At 60.6% G+C, this 18,649-nt stretch carries 18 protein-coding genes; 2 read left to right on the top strand and 16 right to left on the bottom strand.

Annotated features, from left to right (window positions below; all coding sequences use genetic code 11):
• Positions 1 to 69: 69 nt before the first annotated feature.
• The 5 genes from SCL_RS04940 to SCL_RS04920 form a co-directional block, all read right to left on the bottom strand.
• Complete coding sequence (locus tag SCL_RS04940; protein ID WP_197702718.1) at positions 70 to 681, bottom strand: histidine phosphatase family protein; 612 nt, start codon at positions 679 to 681, stop codon at positions 70 to 72.
• An 81-nt stretch (positions 682 to 762) separates the two neighbouring features.
• Positions 763 to 1,692 carry a cobalamin biosynthesis protein CobD/CbiB gene (locus tag SCL_RS04935; RefSeq protein WP_096360190.1) on the bottom strand — a complete coding sequence of 310 codons (930 nt, stop codon included), beginning with the start codon at positions 1,690 to 1,692 and terminating at the stop codon, positions 763 to 765.
• A gap of 63 nt (positions 1,693 to 1,755) precedes the next feature.
• Positions 1,756 to 2,304 carry a 1,6-anhydro-N-acetylmuramyl-L-alanine amidase AmpD gene (gene ampD, locus SCL_RS04930; RefSeq protein ID WP_096361845.1) on the bottom strand — a complete coding sequence of 183 codons (549 nt, stop codon included), beginning with the start codon at positions 2,302 to 2,304 and terminating at the stop codon, positions 1,756 to 1,758.
• 272 nt (positions 2,305 to 2,576) lie between these two features.
• Positions 2,577 to 3,596, bottom strand: a complete 1,020-nt coding sequence (locus tag SCL_RS04925) for a nucleotidyl transferase AbiEii/AbiGii toxin family protein (protein WP_096360189.1) — start codon at positions 3,594 to 3,596, stop codon at positions 2,577 to 2,579.
• Entirely contained in the window at positions 3,589 to 4,200 is a 612-nt protein-coding gene (locus SCL_RS04920) for a DUF6088 family protein (protein WP_096360188.1), read from the bottom strand. The genes SCL_RS04925 and SCL_RS04920 overlap by 8 nt, the downstream gene beginning before the upstream one ends.
• 214 nt (positions 4,201 to 4,414) lie before the next feature.
• Between SCL_RS04920 and SCL_RS04915 the strand changes: the two genes are divergently transcribed.
• Both SCL_RS04915 and SCL_RS04910 read left to right on the top strand, forming a co-directional pair.
• Positions 4,415 to 4,996, top strand: coding sequence for a hypothetical protein (locus SCL_RS04915; protein WP_096360187.1), 582 nt, complete (start codon positions 4,415 to 4,417; stop codon positions 4,994 to 4,996).
• Positions 4,986 to 5,942 (top strand): nucleotidyl transferase AbiEii/AbiGii toxin family protein, encoded by a 957-nt coding sequence (locus tag SCL_RS04910; RefSeq protein ID WP_096360186.1) that lies wholly within the window; start codon positions 4,986 to 4,988, stop codon positions 5,940 to 5,942. The genes SCL_RS04915 and SCL_RS04910 overlap by 11 nt, the downstream gene beginning before the upstream one ends.
• Positions 5,943 to 6,061: 119 nt before the next feature.
• Here the strand turns inward: SCL_RS04910 and SCL_RS04905 are convergent, their stop codons facing one another.
• The 11 genes from SCL_RS04905 to SCL_RS04850 form a co-directional block, all read right to left on the bottom strand.
• A complete protein-coding gene (locus SCL_RS04905) occupies positions 6,062 to 7,084 on the bottom strand; it encodes an Lcl C-terminal domain-containing protein (protein ID WP_197702717.1) in 1,023 nt (340 codons plus the stop codon).
• Between the two features lie 168 nt (positions 7,085 to 7,252).
• Entirely contained in the window at positions 7,253 to 8,272 is a 1,020-nt protein-coding gene (locus SCL_RS04900; RefSeq protein WP_096360185.1) for a multicopper oxidase domain-containing protein, read from the bottom strand.
• A 22-nt stretch (positions 8,273 to 8,294) separates the two neighbouring features.
• The gene (locus tag SCL_RS04895; protein WP_096360184.1) at positions 8,295 to 9,218 is read right to left on the bottom strand and encodes a multicopper oxidase domain-containing protein; all 924 of its coding nucleotides are present in this window, start codon (positions 9,216 to 9,218) and stop codon (positions 8,295 to 8,297) included.
• Positions 9,219 to 9,455: 237 nt separating this feature from the next.
• A complete protein-coding gene (locus tag SCL_RS04890) occupies positions 9,456 to 10,682 on the bottom strand; it encodes an MFS transporter (protein WP_096360183.1) in 1,227 nt (408 codons plus the stop codon).
• 56 nt (positions 10,683 to 10,738) lie between these two features.
• Entirely contained in the window at positions 10,739 to 12,388 is a 1,650-nt protein-coding gene (locus SCL_RS04885) for an alpha-D-glucose phosphate-specific phosphoglucomutase (RefSeq protein ID WP_096360182.1), read from the bottom strand.
• A gap of 23 nt (positions 12,389 to 12,411) precedes the next feature.
• The gene (gene glgP / locus SCL_RS04880; protein WP_096360181.1) at positions 12,412 to 14,190 is read right to left on the bottom strand and encodes an alpha-glucan family phosphorylase; all 1,779 of its coding nucleotides are present in this window, start codon (positions 14,188 to 14,190) and stop codon (positions 12,412 to 12,414) included.
• A gap of 57 nt (positions 14,191 to 14,247) precedes the next feature.
• Positions 14,248 to 16,632, bottom strand: coding sequence for a heavy metal translocating P-type ATPase (locus SCL_RS04875; protein WP_096360180.1), 2,385 nt, complete (start codon positions 16,630 to 16,632; stop codon positions 14,248 to 14,250).
• A gap of 585 nt (positions 16,633 to 17,217) precedes the next feature.
• Positions 17,218 to 17,610, bottom strand: coding sequence for a hypothetical protein (locus tag SCL_RS04865; protein ID WP_096360178.1), 393 nt, complete (start codon positions 17,608 to 17,610; stop codon positions 17,218 to 17,220).
• A 115-nt stretch (positions 17,611 to 17,725) separates the two neighbouring features.
• Positions 17,726 to 17,869 (bottom strand): four-helix bundle copper-binding protein, encoded by a 144-nt coding sequence (locus SCL_RS14585; RefSeq protein ID WP_476718228.1) that lies wholly within the window; start codon positions 17,867 to 17,869, stop codon positions 17,726 to 17,728.
• A gap of 17 nt (positions 17,870 to 17,886) precedes the next feature.
• Positions 17,887 to 18,105 carry a hypothetical protein gene (locus tag SCL_RS04855; RefSeq protein ID WP_096360177.1) on the bottom strand — a complete coding sequence of 73 codons (219 nt, stop codon included), beginning with the start codon at positions 18,103 to 18,105 and terminating at the stop codon, positions 17,887 to 17,889.
• A 104-nt stretch (positions 18,106 to 18,209) separates the two neighbouring features.
• A complete protein-coding gene (locus SCL_RS04850) occupies positions 18,210 to 18,473 on the bottom strand; it encodes a hypothetical protein (RefSeq protein WP_172425847.1) in 264 nt (87 codons plus the stop codon).
• Between the last annotated feature and the right edge of the window lie 176 nt (positions 18,474 to 18,649).

Here is an 18,649-nt window from a genome sequence, read left to right as displayed (position 1 = left end):
AAAAACCCGCAGAATAAACCGGTGCGGTATTTCTTCATTGGGACGCAGGATGGCTTGGCAACAGCGACACTACAGAATGCCGGCATGAAACAGCAATTGCGGGAACAGATCATCCCCGTCGCTTTCGACACGAAGGCGGGTAATGCCGGCGCTCGGAACCTGCAACCTGAAAATATACGGCAGCGGAATACCCAGCACTTGCGCCACCATCATGCGGATCACGCCCGCATGCGCGATTACCAGCACCTGCTTTCCCCGGTGGCGTTCAAGCAGGGTGTTCCACGCCTCGAGAATCCGGCCGCGAAACCTGGCCAGCGGTTCCGCGCCTGGCGGGGCGTGCGCGACCGGATCACGGCGAAAACGTACCAGCACTTCGGGATCTTCCGCAGTCAGCTCATCGGCCGTGCGGCCCTCCCAGGCACCAAACCCCAGCTCGACCAGGCGATCATCCATATCCAGCGGCAATCCGTGGCGCGCGGCCAGCTCCCGGGCAAAATCAGCGCAGCGCAACAGCGGCGAACTCACGATGGCCTGCCACGGGCAGTGATCACCCACTGCCTGGCACATCTGTGCCCAGCCCTTTTCACTCAGCGGGTCATCCTGCTGGCCGCGGTATTTCCGTCCGCCCACCGGTTCGCCGTGGCGCATCAGGTCCAGCGTCGTGATCAGTTTGTGTGGCATGGGGTGTTCGGGCGAAGTCCTGCCGCTACCGCAATGGACACTGCAAATCCGCAGAACGCGCGTGGGACAGGCCTTGATGGATCAACCGGAAATAAAACCGATCAGATGCGCGCCGGTCATCAGGATACCAACCGCCAGCCACAACAGCAGCACCCGCCACACCAGCGCCACGGCCCGTTGCACATGACCGGCGTCCGGGACGACGGTGAGATCGGACAGTCGTTCTTCATATTCGCCTTCATCGGCCGCTTCGCAGATCTGCATGTGCATGGCGCCGAACCCGGAAGCCAGCAACGGGCCGCTGTTGATGTCGGACCAGACACCGACGCGTTTGCGCCAGCAGTGCAGCGCATCCTCGAAGCTGCCCATCAGCGCGTAGGACAGCGCCGTGATGCGCGCCGGAACCCAGCCCATCAGATCGTCGAAACGGGCCGCCGCCCAGCCGAACTCGGCAAAGCGTTCGTAACGATGGCCCCAGAGCGAATCAAGAATGCAGCTCAGCCGTTGCAGCACCGCGCCGACCGGACCGAGGAGAATGAACCAGAAGATGGGAGACACGATCAGCGAATTTCCCTGCTTGAGCACACCCTCGACGGCGGCGCGCGCGATGCTGGTGTCGCCCTTTTCCGAGACGCCTTTTCCGGTCAGCTCCCGCAATTTCTCGTCCGCCTCGCCCAGCTCGCCGGATTCCAGTGCGCTCGATATGCCAGCCGCTGTCTTGCTGAGACGGTGAACGTCCACACACAGATAGAGCACCACCACGTCGAAAGCGATGCGCAATATCCAGCCAAGCTCGCCGAGAATGTAGTGAATCAGGAAAACACCGGCGACAATCGGGAACGTTGCCAGAATGACGGCGCCGATGCCGTGCGTGCGCTTGCCGCCGTTGAAGCGTTCCTCGATGGATTCCGCCCAGTCACGATACCAGACAAAAGGCTTGAAACCGTGACGATCGGGAATCAGGTGATCCAGCAGGATCGCCAGCAGAACTATAATCAGTATCTCACTCATGCCGATCGTTCTTCATCCTTGTTTGCATCTAATGTACTGGCCATGGCTGGCGCATGGCAAGCCCTAGGCGAGCGACTTTAGATATCGTTGCCAGTCGAACATTGGTCCGGGATCGGTCTTGCGACCGGGTGCGATGTCGCCATGCCCGTAGACATGTTCAGGGGTGATGGCGGGATAGCGCCGCCGGATGATTTTGGTCAGTCTGCCCAGAGATTCGTACTGTGCTTTTTCAAACGGCATATCGTCCGTGCCTTCCAGCTCGATGCCGATGGAAAAATCGTTGATCCGCGTGCGCCCCTCGCAATACGACTGCCCGGCGTGCCAGGCACGCCGGTGCAAGGGTACGAACTGGATGATTTCGCCATTACGACGGATGAGAAAATGCGCGGAAACCGTCAAATCCCTGATCTCGCGGTAATAGGGATGCTCGTCAGGATCGAGGCAGTTGCAAAACAGCTGCTCTACACCGCGACCGCCGAATTTTCCCGGCGGGAGGCTGATGGAATGAATGACCAGGATGTCGACCGGCGCGCCATCCGGACGGGCATCATGATTGGGTGAGGCCACGAACTGCACTCCCCGCACGAGACCACTGGCGGGATCAATTTTCATGGTGCCGCGGGTTTTTCTGGCAGTCCGGCGCGAAATCATGCAGAAATTGTAGCCGACAACCGGAAAATGGTGCCGGTGGCCGGAGTCGAACCGACGACCTACTGATTACGAATCCGGCGCGTTATCCATTAACATCAAGATATTACCGCATCATTGTCCAATATTACCAGCACGTAACGGTTCGATAGGGATCAGTAAGTTGGCGTTGCATTGGACAACCATATTGGACAGGGAAACACCGATGCCGATGGGTCAAGCGGGATTAGACGGCATCAGCTCCCTGACCCGACATTGGCCCGTGCCTGGATGGCACGGCAGCGGTCGATCACGAGAGCGAACGGATCCACATCGTCGAGCAGAATGCCATCCTCCACCATTCGATCATAATCCGCCTCCAGCGCCTCCCGTGCCCTGCCTGTGGGAACGAGTTGCAGGTCGCCGGAGACCGCGGCCTTGTAGTCGATCTCGTTTCCTGCCTTGTCCTTCTCCGAAAAGAACAACGCCTTGTGTCGCGCGACGGCACGGGCCAGATCCCGATCGTCGAGCGCCTTGGTCGCATATCCGGCGATGTCGAGTCGCGTCAGATCGTGCCAGTGACGCGCGAACCGCTCGCCCCGTAACCGCTGCTGGCGGCAGAACACGTGAATGGCCGTCGCCTTCTCCCAGAAGGTCCGCTCGATACGCATGACGCGGGGCGAGGCCTCGGGCCACACCAGACCAGACAAGAATCTGGCGGCATCGCATGTCACGGGCCTGACCGCGCACGGCTCGCCCGTGGATCGCGCCCCGAACTCAAGCGTCACCACCGGTGCCACGTACCCCTTTCCATGAGCAAGGGCATCGTACGCAATACGGATGAACTCACCATGAGCCTCTGCCCTGGCCGGGACATCGATCTCCTTCAGCCGGGCTTGGATGAGGGGCAGCGCCTGTTCTGCCACCCAGGCCGGCAACCGCTTTCTGATCGTGCTGGTCCACTTCTTCTCCTGGCTGGGGTTGGCAGGCAGCGCCTCCGGGGCATCCCCGACCAGATCGGGGGCCAACTCGCGGATATCATAGGTGACATCGATATCCTCCGAGAACCGCCGGATCGCCTGGTAGGCCTTCGATAGCGAGGTCCCGCCCTTGAAGACGAGATGACCGGCGAAGCGTGATTCGAACAGTGCCGCCAGCGCCCACACGACCCAGACATCCTTCTCCAGCAGATGCAGCGGCCGCCCCGAACTGGTCGCGGCGACGCCCAGCGCCTCGAGCCGCTCTTCGGGAGAGAGTCGCAGAAAGATCTCAGCCATTTGCGGCCAGCTCGGCACTCACCTGCTCGGCCAGCCATCCCGGCAGCACGTGCCGGGTGGCTCCCAGCGCCCGAAACTCGGACTCGGACAGTTTCCGCTTCAAGGTCTTGAGTGCCTCGGGGGCATGGGCGGGACCCAGCCACGCGAGTGCACGCACGGCTTCGCCCGCGGGTTCTCCGGCCTTGATGAGTTGCCACCCCGGCGCATGCTTCAACTCCACGACCTGCGCGCCCAGCTTCAAATGGCGGCTTCGACCGGAGGTCAGGTAGACCATACGGACGGGTACCTGCGATGTGAGGCCCAGCGCATTGGCAGCAGCGGCCCCGTGCGAAACCACCGTTTCGCCCCGCCGGCTGGCGATGGCCTCGACCACCTTTTCCACGGAGGGTGCGCGGACACCAAAGCGCGTTTCAACCGGGCGTACATAGACCCCTCGCCCTGCTCGCATGAGCTGTCTCCGGCGCACCAGGCGTGACAATGCCTGATCCAGTGCCGCCCGGCTGCCCAGGTGCAATAACGCTTTCGCGGAGAGCGTGGCACCTTCGGGCGCTCCCGCGACCTGCGCCAGGATCTGTTGCATCAACGTTAGCGTGACCTTTTTCATATGTCAGAAATATATACATTTTTCTGACAGATTTCAAGAATGAACCTGTGCCTGGCGAATTGCAATTCGCCAGGCACAGCCTTGTTTTAACGACTTATGTAACAACATATTTATTTATATTACAGTAACTTATATAACATAATGCATGTTTTTTTAATAATTTTCTTGTCATTCATGGCGACCGGCGTTATATTCTTTATCAGAGGAAATGGCCATGAATCGCTCGGAACAGCTGAAAAGGCACCTGTGCCCCGGTCGCGTGTACCGGCGCGCGGACCTGGCTCAATGGTCGAAAAGCGTCGACCGGCATGCCCGTGAGCTGGTCGCGGCGGGCGTGCTGCAGAAACTTCAGAACGGGCTGTATTACTACCCCAAGGCCTCGGTCTTCGGGCGGGTGCCGGCAGAGGAGCGGGAGCTGGTCCGCCGCTTTCTGAAGGAGGACGACTTCCTGCTCACCTCCCCGAATGCCTACAACACCCTGGGCCTGGGCACGACCCAGCTCTATAACACCCACGTCGTCTACAACCACAAGCGCCATGGCCGCTTCACGCTGGGCGGCCACGCCTTCGAGTTCCGCCGCAAACCCCGCTTCCCCCGGAAACTCACGGAAGAATTTCTGCTCGTGGATCTCCTGAATAATCTGCCCGCGCTGGCCGAAGACGTGGAAACACTGCGTGCGCGGGCGCGCGCCAAAGCCAAGGAGTTGAACGCCGGCAAGCTCCGGCTGGCCGCGCGTGACTACGGCAAGGTCGCCACCCGAAAATTCTTCGACCAGGCGCTGGCGGATGCCGCCTGACCCCTACCTGCACGAGCGATCTGATTTTGCCGATCTGATCCGGATCGTCGCCGCCGAGCGCCAGCTGTTACCGGCGCTCGTGGAGAAAGACTACTGGATCATGCACTGCCTGTACGGGCTGGCGGCACAGGGTTTCGTTTTCGAACTCAAGGGCGGCACCTCGCTGTCTAAGGGTTTCGGCATCGTCCAGCGTTTCTCGGAAGACCTCGACATTCGCATCGACCCGGCCGGCGCCCCCTTCGAGGTCTTCACCGCACCGACCCAAACCAAGAAGGCACGCCATATCGCATCCCGAAAACAGTTTTACGACTGGCTCGGCGATACGATTCGAATCACAGGTATCAGCGAGGTGTCACGCGATCGTGCCTTCGATGACGAGAAATACCGCAGCGGCGGCATCCGGTTACGCTACGACAGCGCCTTTGACCATCCCGCCGGGCTGAAGGAGGGCATTCTCCTGGAGCTCGGCTTCGATGACACCCTGCCGAACATGCCCCGGACGATCTCTTCCTGGGCCTTCGACAAGGCATCGGAAAGCCATATAACCATCGAAGACAACCGAGCCGTCGACGTTCCTTGTTACCACCCTGGTTATACCTTCGTCGAAAAGCTGCAAACCGTCTCCACCAAGTTCCGGCAACAGCAGGAAAAGGGGGAACTGCCGCCCAACTTCCTACGGCATTATTACGACATCAGTCAACTCCTGGACCATCCGGAGGTCATCGCCTTCATCGGCACCCCTGAATATCGCGCGCGGAAGGAACACCGTTTCAGAACAGGCGACGATCTGAATATCGCTGAAAATGAGGCGTTTCTTTTATCGGACCCGGCAACCCGGAAACAATACACCCTCGCCTACCAGGCCACGGCACCGCTTTACTTCAACGAGCAAATTCCGTTCGAGGTCATTCTGGGGAAGATCCAGGCGTGGATAGACCGGTTGTAGGTATCTACCGATCTTGCAGTTCATGGGCTACCCAACCCCGAGAATCCACCCTGCCAGTTCCGCCTGCCGGCGCTCAGGCGAAGTCAGCGGTGGAGCAAAATAGTTGTTCGGCCCGCTGATTACGTGTCACTCACCGCCCAGACGTAAAACCGCGCCTGCCGCTTCTGTCCGACGCCGACCGCGCCCTTGTCAATATACAATGCCCAGGCCCAATCGGGTTCGAACAGGCTCGTGGTGGATGACCAGTAAACATCGCGCACGTTGCTAAAGGGGTGTCCTGCTGTTAATGCCGGGCTGTGCGCAGAGCAATCCACGAGCGACTCCAATTCGTTGATGTTCGGCAACCGCCAGTATCCACCTTGGAACTGTTCACGATTCAGCGCAGCAACCGCCGCCAGCGCTTCAGACCAGCTGACGGGCTCGTGCGTCAGATTGGCATGCCGCATCCAATACAGATGGGTGAGACAATCAAACACCCTGTCGCCCTGCCCCGTGAAACGTGGCTGAGGCCAAGCAGACCCGGCGCGCAGTTCGCCATCTTGCCCGGTTCCACGGCAAGGAATTTCCTGACCTTGCACATCAGAACAAAGCCCCTGCCCGGTAACAGGAAGCACGTGACTTTCACCGCGCACCGGCCATACGAGATACGACTGATCCTTGCCACCGTAAAACATGCGTGCACCGTCCAGATTCACGTACCAAGCATGCCCCGGACTGATCGCGGCGGTGGTTGAAGTCCAGTACCAGCTAGGAAAGACGTTAATAAAAGCATGATCCTCTGGCAGCGCCGGTCGGTGCGTCTGATGACTGACGAGGCTGCGCAGTTCGCGTCGATTGGGCAGGCGCCAGTCGTTGCAGCCCATGGCGCATTCGCGGTTCGTGCCGGCGACGAAACCGAGCGCCTCCTGCCAGGTCAACGGGTACTCCGCGAGATTGGCGTTGCGCGTCCACATCAAACCCGTCAGGCGGTCGAGCACGATCTCATCCCGCACCTCGAAGCGCGGACTCGGCCACGGAATGCCGGTGTGAAACTCGGCGTCCTGTCCGCTGCCGGCGCAGGGGATGATCCGCCCGTGCTCATCGTGGCAGCTCGTCTGGCCGGTGTTCAGATAACCGGATTGTTTGGAATTATCGTAATCCACGTGTAGTCATCGCAACATTCTGAGGTGGGAAGCCCAATGTGACCCACAGCGCCGTGCATAAACCGCCATGTGGAGCGCCAGCAACTTCTCAAAGCACGGGCCAGACTGAGTATCGCAAACGGGCCGCTGTTACCAGCGGCCCGCCCATGACTGCCTGCTGCGAAAAGCCTAGAACGTCACCCGACCATAGACGGCCCCATTCGTGTAAGCCGTGTTATTACGCAGGTCCTTGTATGTCACTTGCGGATACCAGGTGCCGGCCGTGGACGGCGTGGTGAAGATGATGTCAAAGCGCTGTCCCGGGGTGATATCGAGGCTCGTCACCGTCTGGGGCGATGACAGCTCGCGCCCGTCCTGCGTGTACACCGTGAACGACTTGGCGTTGCCGGACCCGTCCTTGACGGCGAAAGTGCTGTTCGCCGAATGCAGTCCGATCAACCGCAGTGCCACCTTGCTGCTCCGTGCCGCCGTCAGGCTGATCGCGGGTGCGGAAGTGGTCCGGCCCTCGTTGCCGGCGATCAGGAAGTAGCGCGGGTTGTAGTCGGCGAACACGGTCGAGTCGCCGGTGGCGGTGTGATACGCCGGGTCCACCGTGCCCAGCACATAGTTCTGCACGTAGTTATACGCTGTCGCCGTGTTGTGCGTGAGCTGATTGAGGAAAGTACCGCCAGCGTTCCTGGGTCGCACGATCAGCGCCCCATACATACCCATCTCCAGGTGTTTCACCGTATGCACATGGCAGTGGTACATATAACTCCCGGCCATATCGCGCGTCGGCGTCCAGGTATAGGTATCGCCGTTCACCGGCGCCCCGGTCTCCGGCACGCCGTCCTCGCTGGTCGTCACGTCTGCCCCGTGCAGGTGGATGGTGTGGCCGTTGTACGGCGCGGCCTCCTGCGGGGCCATCATCATATTAAGTGTGAGGTTAAGGGTGTCAGTGGTACTGACGCCGGATGGATAAACACCTACTTCAACCACCGCGCCTGGCAACGTTCCTCCTCCGCACATCATGCCGCCCGTGCCGAAGACCCAGAAAGTGACACGCTGACCATCGCTCATGGTCTTGTTCAGGGTGGTGACGCACTTGGTGAGATTGATGTTGACGGCATGCGCCGTGCTGAAAATAACGCTGGCGACCAGCGCCAACATGCCAGCAATGCCGGTCTTGATCATTGATGAAATATTCATGATTTGATTTCTCCTCCGTGCATTAGCGCATGATGATCATGGTGGCGACGCCGTTCAGGTACACGCCATTGGCGGTTTCCATCTGGGCCGTGTGATTGTGCATCGGATACTCGCCAAGCTGGTTCAGGGGAAACAGCACGTCGGCTTTTCCGAGTGGAGGAATGTTGATCACATCCACCTGCTTGTATGGCGAACTCTGGCGTATGCCATTTATCGTCAGCACCTGCACATGGTTGCCATGGAAGTGCAACGATTGCGCGAACTGCCCGCCGTTGACGATACGCACCAGCGCGGTCTGCCCCACGCCACCGTCAATGGTCGTGGCGGTGTTATGCATGCCATCGAATCCACCCTGACCGTTAATGAGAAAATAATTCGGCTTGTATACCGAAGTGTTGACGGTCCCGCCACTGCCGGCGACATCGTTCCAGCGCGGTTTGTCCACCTCACCCAGCACCCACAAACGCTGGAAGCTGTACGACGGCCCATTGGTCCAAGCCTTGTTGCTGCCATCGGCCGGTCCGACCCAAAGCATGCCGTATAAGCCCATCTCGCGATTGATGTTGTTGTTGAGCGTGTCGTAGTAGAGATAAGTGCCAGCTGTGCTGGCCGTGAAGGAGTAGACGCGACTGGCCCCCGGGGCGATGGCGGCGGTATCCGTCGTTATACCGTTGACAAGAAAATTGTGGTTGATGGTGTGGTTGTTGATGACCGTAATGTTGACGGTATCGCCTTCATTCGCCGTCAATGTCGGTCCGGGGAATTTCGGGGTACCCGCGACTTCGGTGTAACCCCAGGCGGCCATCGAAGCGCCGCCACTTCCGTTAATCGTCAACGTTCCGGCGGTGATGTACAGCGTGTAATTGCGGGTAGCAGCACCCGCCGACGAGGCCAGACCAAACAGAAGACACGCTGCAACAACCCTGACAACAAGATGCCATTTCATGAATTTCCTCCATGGGTGAAAGATCAATAATGGGTTTTGTATTGTCGATGCTCCTCTCTGCCACTTGCTGAAATGCCGGATGGCAAGAACTTCCTTGAATGTCTCTCCCGACTATTGTTATCCGGCTTATCAAAAATAACATTCTTCTTTATGTGTGATTTATGTCAATAAAATAACTCATGGGCATCACTCATATTTGCCAGATTAGAATTTGCTTAAATACTTTAATACTTTATTTCAGCCCCTGAACAACGCCCGACGCGCCACAACCAAACCGATCCCCGCGCCGATCACGAGCAACCCGGCGGTGAGCCAGAACGGCGCCGGCATCATAAGCCCGAACAGCACACCGGCCGCCGCCGAGCCCAGCGCCTGACCGAGGCTGGCGACGGAGGTCTGTCGACCCAAGGCCGCGCCCTGCTGCGACCCGCCAGCGGATGAAATCAAATAGGTCAGCGCCGGAATCAGCAGTCCGGAGGTCACGGCAGTCAGTCCCACCAGAACCAGCAGGATCGAATAGTTCACGGTGTAAGGAATCAATCCCACAGCGACGGCCATGACAATGAATGCCGGCGCCAACAGATGGCGGCCAAGGCGCTTGACCAGGGGCATAAAGATCAGCACCTGCGCAACGATCATGACCAGGCTGCACTCCATGAACATGATGCCGATGCGGGACGGAGCAAGATTCAATATCTGCTGGCCCAGCAAGGCGATAACGACCATGAAGCTGCCGTGACCGAACGTGACGAGCAGCGTCAAAATCAGCAGCCCGGTCAAGGGCTGATTCTTCGGCGTCGACGTGTTGACGTCTTCAGCACGTGGTACCGGCGCCGCTTTGGAAAACCAAAAATAAATTCCCAGCCAGACGAGCCCGCCCATGACGGCCGCCGCAAAGAACGGCAGCGCGATGCTGCCGGCCGGCAAGATATCCCCCGCTATGGCGGCGGGCAGGCGCACATTGGACAACCAACCGGCCAGCGCCGGTCCGGTCAGAGACCCGAGGGCGTTGGCCGCGCTCAACCACGCAAAACCGCGCGCCCGCTGCGCGAGCGCATTGGCGTCGCCGACGTAGGCCAGGGTTACCGGCAGCACGGCCGCGGAGAACAACCCGCCCAGGGCGCGGGCGAGATAGGCAATCGTCAGATTCCCCGCCAGACCGAACAGCACCATGGTCGCACTGAAACCGGCGAGCCCTAGCAGAATCACAGGACGGCGTCCGAGACGGTCCGAGATATATCCCCACAGGGGCGCAAACACGAACAGCGCGAACATGTACACGCCGGTTAACATCCCCGTATGCCACGATACCGAGAAACGACCGCCCTCCGCCGTCACGCGTTCCAGAAAAAATGGCAGCACCGGCAGGATCACCCCGTAGCCCACCGCAATCGTGAACGCGGCGGCCAACAACAGGAAAAGTCTGATGCTCCACCCGCGGGTCGCGTCGTCCGCAATATTCATGCAGGCGCTTCCGGTATTGAAACGGTTTCACCCCTCACTGCTCCTCCAACGCTAACTCAGGTAATGACCGTAGGCGCATGGCGGCCGGTGCGTTGCCGCAGTTGTACAACGTCGTGCACCACGCTGATCAGCCCGGCCAGGGCCTGTTGCGGATCCAGGTGGTGCCGCGCCGGGTCAGGCTCGAAGGCTTCCAGGTAAATGCGCAGTGTCGCCCCTTCGGTACCGGTGCCGGAGAGGCGGAACACGACACGCGCCCCTTCCTCGAAAAACAGGCGCAGACCCTGCCCGGAAGTCACGCTGCCGTCGACCGGATCGGTGTACTCGAAATCGTCGCTCTCACGCACGCGACGGGTTCCAAGGCGCTCGCCCCGCAGGCGGCCGAGCCGCCCGCGCAGTTGCTTCATGAGACAGCGCGCCACCACCGGATCAAGTCCCTCGTAATCGTGACGCGTGTAGAAGTGGCGTCCATGCGTCCACCAATGCTCGCGGACGATGATTTCCACCGGTTGGCGCCGCACCGCAAGGAGATTCAACCAGAACAGCACCGCCCACAACCCGTCCTTCTCGCGCAGGTGGCTCGAGCCGGTGCCGAAGCTTTCCTCTCCGCACAGCGTGATCATCCCCGCGTCCAGGAGATTGCCGAAGAACTTCCAGCCGGTTGGCGTCTCATAACAGAGAATGCCGAGCTGCTGCGCCACTCGGTCGAGCGCCTGACTCGTGGGCATGGAGCGCGCGACACCTTTGAGGCCCGCAGCATAGCCCGGCGCGAGCCGCGCGTTGGCCGCAAGCACTGCGAGACTGTCGGACGGCGTGACGAAGAACCGTCGTCCCAGAATCATGTTGCGATCGCCATCGCCGTCGCAGGCGGCGCCGAAGTCGGGTGCATCAGGTCCGTTCATGATTCTCACCAGTTCATGGGCATGCACCAGGTTGGGATCGGGCGGCTCACCGCCGAAGTCGGCCCGCGGTTCGCCGTGTATCACGCTGCCCGCGGGCGCGCCCAGGCGCCGCTCCAGAATTTCCTTGGCGTAAGGACCGGTGACCGCGTGCATGGCGTCATAACAGAGACGGAACCTGCTCGCGAAGAGCGCCCGTATCGCCGTAAAGTCGAACAGCGATTCCATCAGCTGCGCGTAATCGGCCACCGGGTCGATGACCTCGACTATCATCTCGCCCAGTCTCGATTGCCCGAGTCGCTCCAGTGCCACATCGGGCGCATCCAGAATCCGGTAGGCCGACAAAGCGCGGCTGCGTGTGTAGATTGCTTCGGTGAGCACCGAAGGTGCCGGCCCGCCGTTGGCGCCGTTGACCTTGACGCCGAAGTCGCCCTGCGGCCCGCCCGGATTGTGGCTGGCCGAAAGGATAATACCGGCGGACGCGCCGTGTTGGCGGATCACGCACGAGGCGGCCGGCGTGGACAGAATCCCGTCCCGTCCGATGAGCACGCGTCCGATCCCGTTCGCCGCCGCCATCTTGATGATGATTTGCAGCGCCTCGCGATTGTAGTAACGGCCGTCGCCGCCCAGCACCAGTGCACTGCCCGGCGGCAACGCCAGGGTGTCGAAAACGGACTGGACGAAATTCTCCAGATAACGCGGCTGCCGGAATACCGTCACTTTCTTGCGCAGACCCGAGGTGCCTGGCCGCTGGTCGTCGAAGGGCATGGTCGCGATCATGCGCACGCGGGTTCCTGCGATCTCGTTCATGGCAATTGTGTCCTCTCGACGACTCAACGCAGATAAGCCTCGGTCACGTAGCGGCGCATCATGCGGTGCGAGTTGAAGTACGATGCGTTCTTACTGATCGCGCCCTTCATCACCTTGATCCAGCCGCCGGGGTCCTGCGCGTACCCGTAGTAAAGCGGCAGCACCACCTGCTCGAGTTTGTCGTAGAGGGCACGCGCGTCGCCATCGCCCGCGCCCGCCGCGTCGCCGATCGCCCAGCCGGTCACGCCCTCGACGCAGCCCTCGATCCACCAGCCGTCGAGCACGGACAGTGATGGCACACCGTTGAACGCTGCTTTCATGCCGCTGGTGCCGGAGGCCTCGAGTGGGCGTAGCGGCGTGTTGAGCCAGATGTCGACGCCAGCCACCAGCAGCCGGGCGATCTCCATGTCGTAGTCAGGCAGATAGACAACCGGCACGGCGCCTTCGAGCGCTCGCGCCTGGGCGTGCAGTTGCTCGATCAGGCGCTTGCCACCCTCGTCGTGCGGGTGGGCCTTGCCGGCGAACACGATCTGGAACGAGCGGTTGCGCGCGATCTCCTTCAGGCGGTCGAGGTCGGAGAACAGCAGGTCCGGACGCTTGTACGCGGTCATGCGCCGCGCGAACCCGAGGATCGGAATCTTCGGGTGCAGCGCGACACCGGTCAGCGCGCGCACCTTCTCGATGAGCGCCTGCTTGGCTTCGACGTGCGCCTCCCAAACGGCGGCGTCGGGGATGCAGCAGTCGGCGCGCACGAGCTGTTCGGGCTCATGGCACCAGCTCGGGAGGTAACGGTCGTAGAGTTTGCGGTAACTTGCGGCAGTCCAGGTGAACGGGTGCACGCCGTTCGTGACTGCGTGCACCCGATAGCCGGGAAACATCGTCCTGGAAATCTCGGCGTGGCGCTTGGCCACGCCGTTCACATATTCGCTCAGGTTCAGCGCCAACCGCGTCATATTGAGGCTGTCCTCGCCCGCGAGATGCTTGAGCGTTGCGAGATCGATGAGCCCCTCGTCGATCGCGATGCGGCTGCGCTGCGCGTCGGCGGCGTTCGTCAGCCGTTTCATGGCCTCGACGTCGACGGCGTTGCCGAGGACGCGCTGCACCAGCCCGTAGGCAAAACGATCGTGACCGGCCTCGACCGGCGTGTGGGTAGTGAAACTGCACAGCTCGCGCACCCGCGGGAGGTCATAGGGCGATTCGCCGGAATGCAGATCCTCGGGCGGATAGAGATAGCGCCGCAGCAACTCGAGACCCAGCAGCGCGGAATGACCCTCGTTCATGTGGTAGTGGCGGATTGTGAAACCGAGCGCCTGCAGCAGGCGCACGCCGCCGACACCGAGCACGATCTCCTGCTTGAGCCGGTAGGTCTCGTCGCCGCCGTAGAGGTGATGCGTGATCTCGCGATCCTCGTGCCGGTTCTCGTCCAGGTCGGTGTCGAGCAGCAACACCGGCTGGAGGCCACCCATCTGGCCTTCGAGCACGTACAGCCACGCGCCGATCCACACCGCCCGGCCCTCGATCGGCACGGCGATCTTGGCGTCGAGCGGGCGCGCGAAGCGCTCCGGATCCCAGGATGCCGGCCGTTCGATCTGCCGGCCCTGGGCATCGATTTCCTGGCGGAAGTAACCGGCGCGGCTCACCAGGCTCACCGCCACCATCGGCAAGGCTAGGTCCGCGGCCGAACGCATGGTATCGCCGGCCAACACGCCGAGACCGCCGGCATATGTCGGAATCTCGTTGCGCAGCGCGATTTCCATCGAGAAATAGGCGATGCGCGGTGCGAGAATGAATTGTTCAAGCATCGACCTGCCCCCGTATAACGCCCAATGTTGGCGGCGGTCCCGCCGTTCTAAGCGTCATCACGACACCACCATCGGGCTGTGTATGCCTTCGAGCCGGGTACGCTTGAGCAACAATGCGTTCACCGCCACCAGCGCCGAGCTGCCGGACATGGCGAGCGCCGCGACCTCGGGGCTGATGACGAACGGGTAAAACACGCCGGCCGCCACCGGGAAGGCGATCACGTTGTAGGCCACCGCCCACCACAGGTTCTGGTGCATCTTGCGTAATGTGGCGCGCGACAGCACGATCGCGCCGACCACGTCGAACGGATCGCTTTTCATCAACACCACATCGGCGGATTCCATGGCCACGTCGGTGCCAGCGCCGATGGCGAAACCGACGTCGGCCTGGGTGAGCGCCGGCGCGTCGTTGACGCCGTCGCCAACCATGCCGACCTTCTTGCCACCGGCCTGCAGTTCCTTGACCTTGTCGGTCTTCTGCCCTGGCAGCACGTCGGCCAGCACGATGTCGATGCCGAGCATGCCGGCGATGCGCTCGGCGGTGCCGCGATTGTCGCCGGTGAGCATCGCCACCTGCACGCCGCGCCGCTTGAGCGCCGCGACCGTGTCTGCCGAGCTCGGACGTACCGCGTCGGCGATGGCGATCAGCCCGACGAGTTTGCCGCCGTGCGCTACGTGCACCACTGTCCGCCCCCCGCCTTGGAGTTCCTGCGCCTTCTCTGCCAGTCCGGCCATGTCGATCCGCTGCTCGTCCATCAACCGGCGGTTGCCGAGGAACACCGTGCGCCCGGCCACTTCGGCCTGTGCCCCCTTGCCCTCGATATTGGCGAAGCCACTCGCTTTTTCGGCGTTGAGGCCGGCGGCGCGCCGCAGAATCGCCTGTGCCAAGGGGTGGTCAGAGCCCTGCTCGACCGCGGCGGCGAGCGCGAGCGCGGCGTCGGCGCCCGTGCCCGGCGCCGCCACGACTTCAACGACTTCGGGCTGACCCAGGGTGAGCGTGCCGGTCTTGTCGAAGATGATGACGTCCAGCTTGGTCGCGTCCTCAAGCGCCGCGGCGTTCTTGAACAGAATGCCATTCATGGCACCGAGGCCGGTGCCGACCATGACCGCCATGGGCGTGGCCAGCCCGAGGGCATCGGGGCAGGCGATAACGAATACCGTAATAGTAAGCGTGAGGGCGAACAACAGCGGCTGGCCGATCCACCAGAACCATACCGCGAAGGTTGCCAGCCCGATCACCACGGCGATCAGCACCAACCACTGCGAGGCGCGGTCGGCGAGCAGTTGCGCCGGGGCCTTGGAATTCTGCGCCTCCTGCACCAGCTTCACGATCTGCGCCAGCGCGGTGTCAGCGCCGACCTTGGTGGCGCGGTAGCGGAAACTGCCACTCTTATTAATAGTCGCGCCGATGACCGTGTCGCCGGGTTTCTTCCCGACCGGCATGGACTCGCCGGTGAGCATGGATTCGTCCACCTGCGACTCGCCCTCGATCACCTCGCCGTCCACCGGGATCTTGTTGCCCGGGCGGATCAGCACCGTGTCGCCCGCCACGACCTCGGCGGTGGGCAACTCGACCTCCTTACCGTCGCGGATGACCGCGGCCATGGGCGGGGCGAGGTCGAGCAGCGCGCGGATCGCCTCGGAGGCGCCGGCGCGGGCGCGCATCTCGAGCCAGTGACCGAGCAGGATGAACACCAGCAGCACCGCCACCGCCTCGTAGAACTGCACGCCCTCGAAGAAAAAGGTCGCACCGACGCTGAAGACGTAGCCGGTACCGACCGAGAGCATCACCAGCACCGCCATGTTGAGCACGCCGTTCCTGAGCGCGCGCCACGCCGCGATCGCGAACGGCCAGACCGGGTAGATCACCGCGGCGCTCGCCAGCAGGAACAGCCAGATGTTGAGCGGAAGCCCGAACGGCGGCGCCGGCGGCGTAAACATTCCGCCCATCGGTGAGTACACGAAAACCGGAATGGTGAAGGCCAGGGCAATCCAAAAGCGGTTACGCATATCGAGCGCCATGGCGTGCATGTCCATGCCCGCGCCGTGGCCCATCTCGTGCATCATCGCGTCTTCCTTGCTCACCGGCGCGACGTGCTCGGCGGGCATCTCGTGCCCTGTATGGGCGGCGTGACCTTCGTGCACGTGACCGGCGTGGGCCACGGGCGCAATGGCGATTCCGGCGGCCGCGACCGGCGGGTCCTCCGGCACACAAACGTGTTTTGGCAGGCGCTCGCCCGCACAGTGATAGCCGCACTCATGCACATGGGCCTTGATGGCCTTAAGGTCGGTGACAGCCTCGTCATAAATGACCGTCGCGCTACCGGCGACGTAGTTGACCTCGACCTGCTTTATCCCCGGCACCTTGGCCAATTGTTTCTCTACACCCCGGGCGCTCAACGGGGAGAGCAGGTCGCGCACATCAATGACGGTCGTTTTCATCGCGGCTCCAACCAGGTTTTTGAAAGAGGTGCTTCTTGGACTTTTTTAATTTGCTGTGGCGCGGTGCGTCTGCATCTTGTCGCTTTTTCAATATGCCCTCTGTATGCAGCGTAGCTACAGACAGCGCGACCGCGACACGTTTTCTATGTCGGTTTGCTGTTTTTGTTCTGAAAAAAAGCGTGTAGTTCCGCTTCTGTCGGTTGTTTCCGGAACACGACTTCATCGTCCACCACCAGATTCGGCGAATGCCGGATGCCGAACCTTTGGACAAGGTCAGCGCAGTCTTCCACGAAACACACGCTATAGGGTATCCGCAAGGAGCCGAGTTCCTTTTCCAGGTTTTTACGATGCGTACAGACTTTCGTCGCTATGATCATTACATCCATAGTGGCCTCCAAAAAAAATTTAAGGAAATCCTGAATAACTCAATGAACCGCCAGGACGCCAAGGTATTTCTCTTTCAATTCAGAATCCTTTTCCCTAGCGTCATGGGGTTAACGAAATTTTCAAAGCCTGCTTAATGCCGTAAAACCGAAGCCATGACCGGAGGAAAACCAGGCGGGTAGACCGCCTGGTCTAGCGCGCTCAGTTCTTCGCGGGTGAAGCAGGCATGTCCTTGCGCATCTGGTCCATCTGTTTGCGCATCTGGCCCATCTGCTTCTGCATGCCGGCATCCATCGCCATATTCTTGTTCATCACGCCCGACATGTTGTTCATCATGCCGCCCATTTGTTTCATCTGGGCCGACATCTTCTTCATCGTGTCCGGGTTCATGCTGCCGCTTTCTATCATGCCGGACATATCCTTCATCTCACTTGACATGTCGTTCATAAGCCCCGACATCTGCTGCGCGCCAAGCTCGCCCTTGCCACCCATCATATCCGGCCCGCCATGCTTTTCCGCATAGGCAGGAAGCGCGAAGGCGAGTCCGATAATCAGAAATGCCGATCCAACTATTCTCAAGACTGAGTGTTTCATGGTTTACTCCTTGGTTAACGGGTACATACCCTGAAGTTATTGCTGCACTTTGCCGGACTCAAAAACGGCCGTCGCGCGATTTCGCATTGCACTTGTTCCGGTGGCGTTTTTCCGATCAACCAGCCATCTTGCGGCAAGCTTTGGCACAACGACGACGCGCCTCGGCGCAGCGCTTACAGCGATCCATGTCATGCGCGTCGCGTTGTTTCGCACACCAGTTGCAGATGTCCGCGCACGGCTTGCAAGTCTGCTTGGCGATTCATCTTTTTAGGTCGGTCACTTCTTTTGCCCAAAGATGATCCAAACGAGCAGGACACCGAGACCGAGCATTAGTAAAGTAGGAATCCACATCCAACTGATCCCGCCCATCGCTCCGTTCCCCATCATCCCGCCGCTCAGCGTGGCCCCTGTCATCGTCCCACCGCCGAACAGCAGAAGCATTACTGCGACAATGGCAAACGCGATGACGAGGGCTGCTTTGATTGTTGCGTTCATGAGATTAACCTCCTTGTGTTAGCTGGTTTGATTAACGCCTGTGGGTGGAACGACGCCAACCTGGCACATTTTGCTGGCGGCACAGGCCGTAATTCTTCGCGCTGCTATTGATGCTTTTCGCCGTGTTTTTGTTCCTTGCCTGCGCCCGAACCACTTTTCGCATCACCGCCCATCATGCCCTGACCCATCAGGCCCCCGTCCTTCATGGCCTGCATGTGCTGATGCATCATGTGTTGGTGCTCTTGCATGAGCTGCTCGCGCTCCTGTGGATTCTTTGTATCCATGCTTTTGTGCATTTGCTCATGCATCTTCAGCATGCTTTCCTGCATCACGCCCATTCTTTTGTCCATGTCTTGCGGGTTTTTCATCGTATTCTCCAAAAATGAATTGATCAGAAATCTTAAATCCAGGATTTACATAGCTACGTTTACATTGAAAGTACAGGTTGTTCCGTACGTTATCGAACACACAGTTAATACATGCAAAATGCATCCAAGACTCGGCGCGCACCGGCACATACTCACCGTGGATCTTGATCGACTCG

The organism is Sulfuricaulis limicola, assembly GCF_002355735.1.
Classification (GTDB): domain Bacteria; phylum Pseudomonadota; class Gammaproteobacteria; order Acidiferrobacterales; family Sulfurifustaceae; genus Sulfuricaulis; species Sulfuricaulis limicola.
Note: the sequence above shows the minus strand (reverse complement) of the source record. Positions and strands in the feature narration are given on the sequence as shown.

What these genes read in the sequence shown, in the direction of transcription:
- SCL_RS04940 (WP_197702718.1), bottom strand. Translation starts at nt 681, where the DNA reads ATGCCACACAAACTGATCACGACGCTGGACCTGATGCGCCACGGCGAA.
- SCL_RS04935 (WP_096360190.1), bottom strand. Translation starts at nt 1,692, where the DNA reads ATGAGTGAGATACTGATTATAGTTCTGCTGGCGATCCTGCTGGATCAC.
- ampD (WP_096361845.1), bottom strand. Translation starts at nt 2,304, where the DNA reads ATGAAAATTGATCCCGCCAGTGGTCTCGTGCGGGGAGTGCAGTTCGTG.
- SCL_RS04925 (WP_096360189.1), bottom strand. Translation starts at nt 3,596, where the DNA reads ATGGCTGAGATCTTTCTGCGACTCTCTCCCGAAGAGCGGCTCGAGGCG.
- SCL_RS04920 (WP_096360188.1), bottom strand. Translation starts at nt 4,200, where the DNA reads ATGAAAAAGGTCACGCTAACGTTGATGCAACAGATCCTGGCGCAGGTC.
- SCL_RS04915 (WP_096360187.1), top strand. Translation starts at nt 4,415, where the DNA reads ATGAATCGCTCGGAACAGCTGAAAAGGCACCTGTGCCCCGGTCGCGTG.
- SCL_RS04910 (WP_096360186.1), top strand. Translation starts at nt 4,986, where the DNA reads ATGCCGCCTGACCCCTACCTGCACGAGCGATCTGATTTTGCCGATCTG.
- SCL_RS04900 (WP_096360185.1), bottom strand. Translation starts at nt 8,272, where the DNA reads ATGAATATTTCATCAATGATCAAGACCGGCATTGCTGGCATGTTGGCG.
- SCL_RS04895 (WP_096360184.1), bottom strand. Translation starts at nt 9,218, where the DNA reads ATGAAATGGCATCTTGTTGTCAGGGTTGTTGCAGCGTGTCTTCTGTTT.
- SCL_RS04890 (WP_096360183.1), bottom strand. Translation starts at nt 10,682, where the DNA reads ATGAATATTGCGGACGACGCGACCCGCGGGTGGAGCATCAGACTTTTC.
- SCL_RS04885 (WP_096360182.1), bottom strand. Translation starts at nt 12,388, where the DNA reads ATGAACGAGATCGCAGGAACCCGCGTGCGCATGATCGCGACCATGCCC.
- glgP (WP_096360181.1), bottom strand. Translation starts at nt 14,190, where the DNA reads ATGCTTGAACAATTCATTCTCGCACCGCGCATCGCCTATTTCTCGATG.
- SCL_RS04875 (WP_096360180.1), bottom strand. Translation starts at nt 16,632, where the DNA reads ATGAAAACGACCGTCATTGATGTGCGCGACCTGCTCTCCCCGTTGAGC.
- SCL_RS04865 (WP_096360178.1), bottom strand. Translation starts at nt 17,610, where the DNA reads ATGAAACACTCAGTCTTGAGAATAGTTGGATCGGCATTTCTGATTATC.
- SCL_RS04855 (WP_096360177.1), bottom strand. Translation starts at nt 18,105, where the DNA reads ATGAACGCAACAATCAAAGCAGCCCTCGTCATCGCGTTTGCCATTGTC.
- SCL_RS04850 (WP_172425847.1), bottom strand. Translation starts at nt 18,473, where the DNA reads ATGAAAAACCCGCAAGACATGGACAAAAGAATGGGCGTGATGCAGGAA.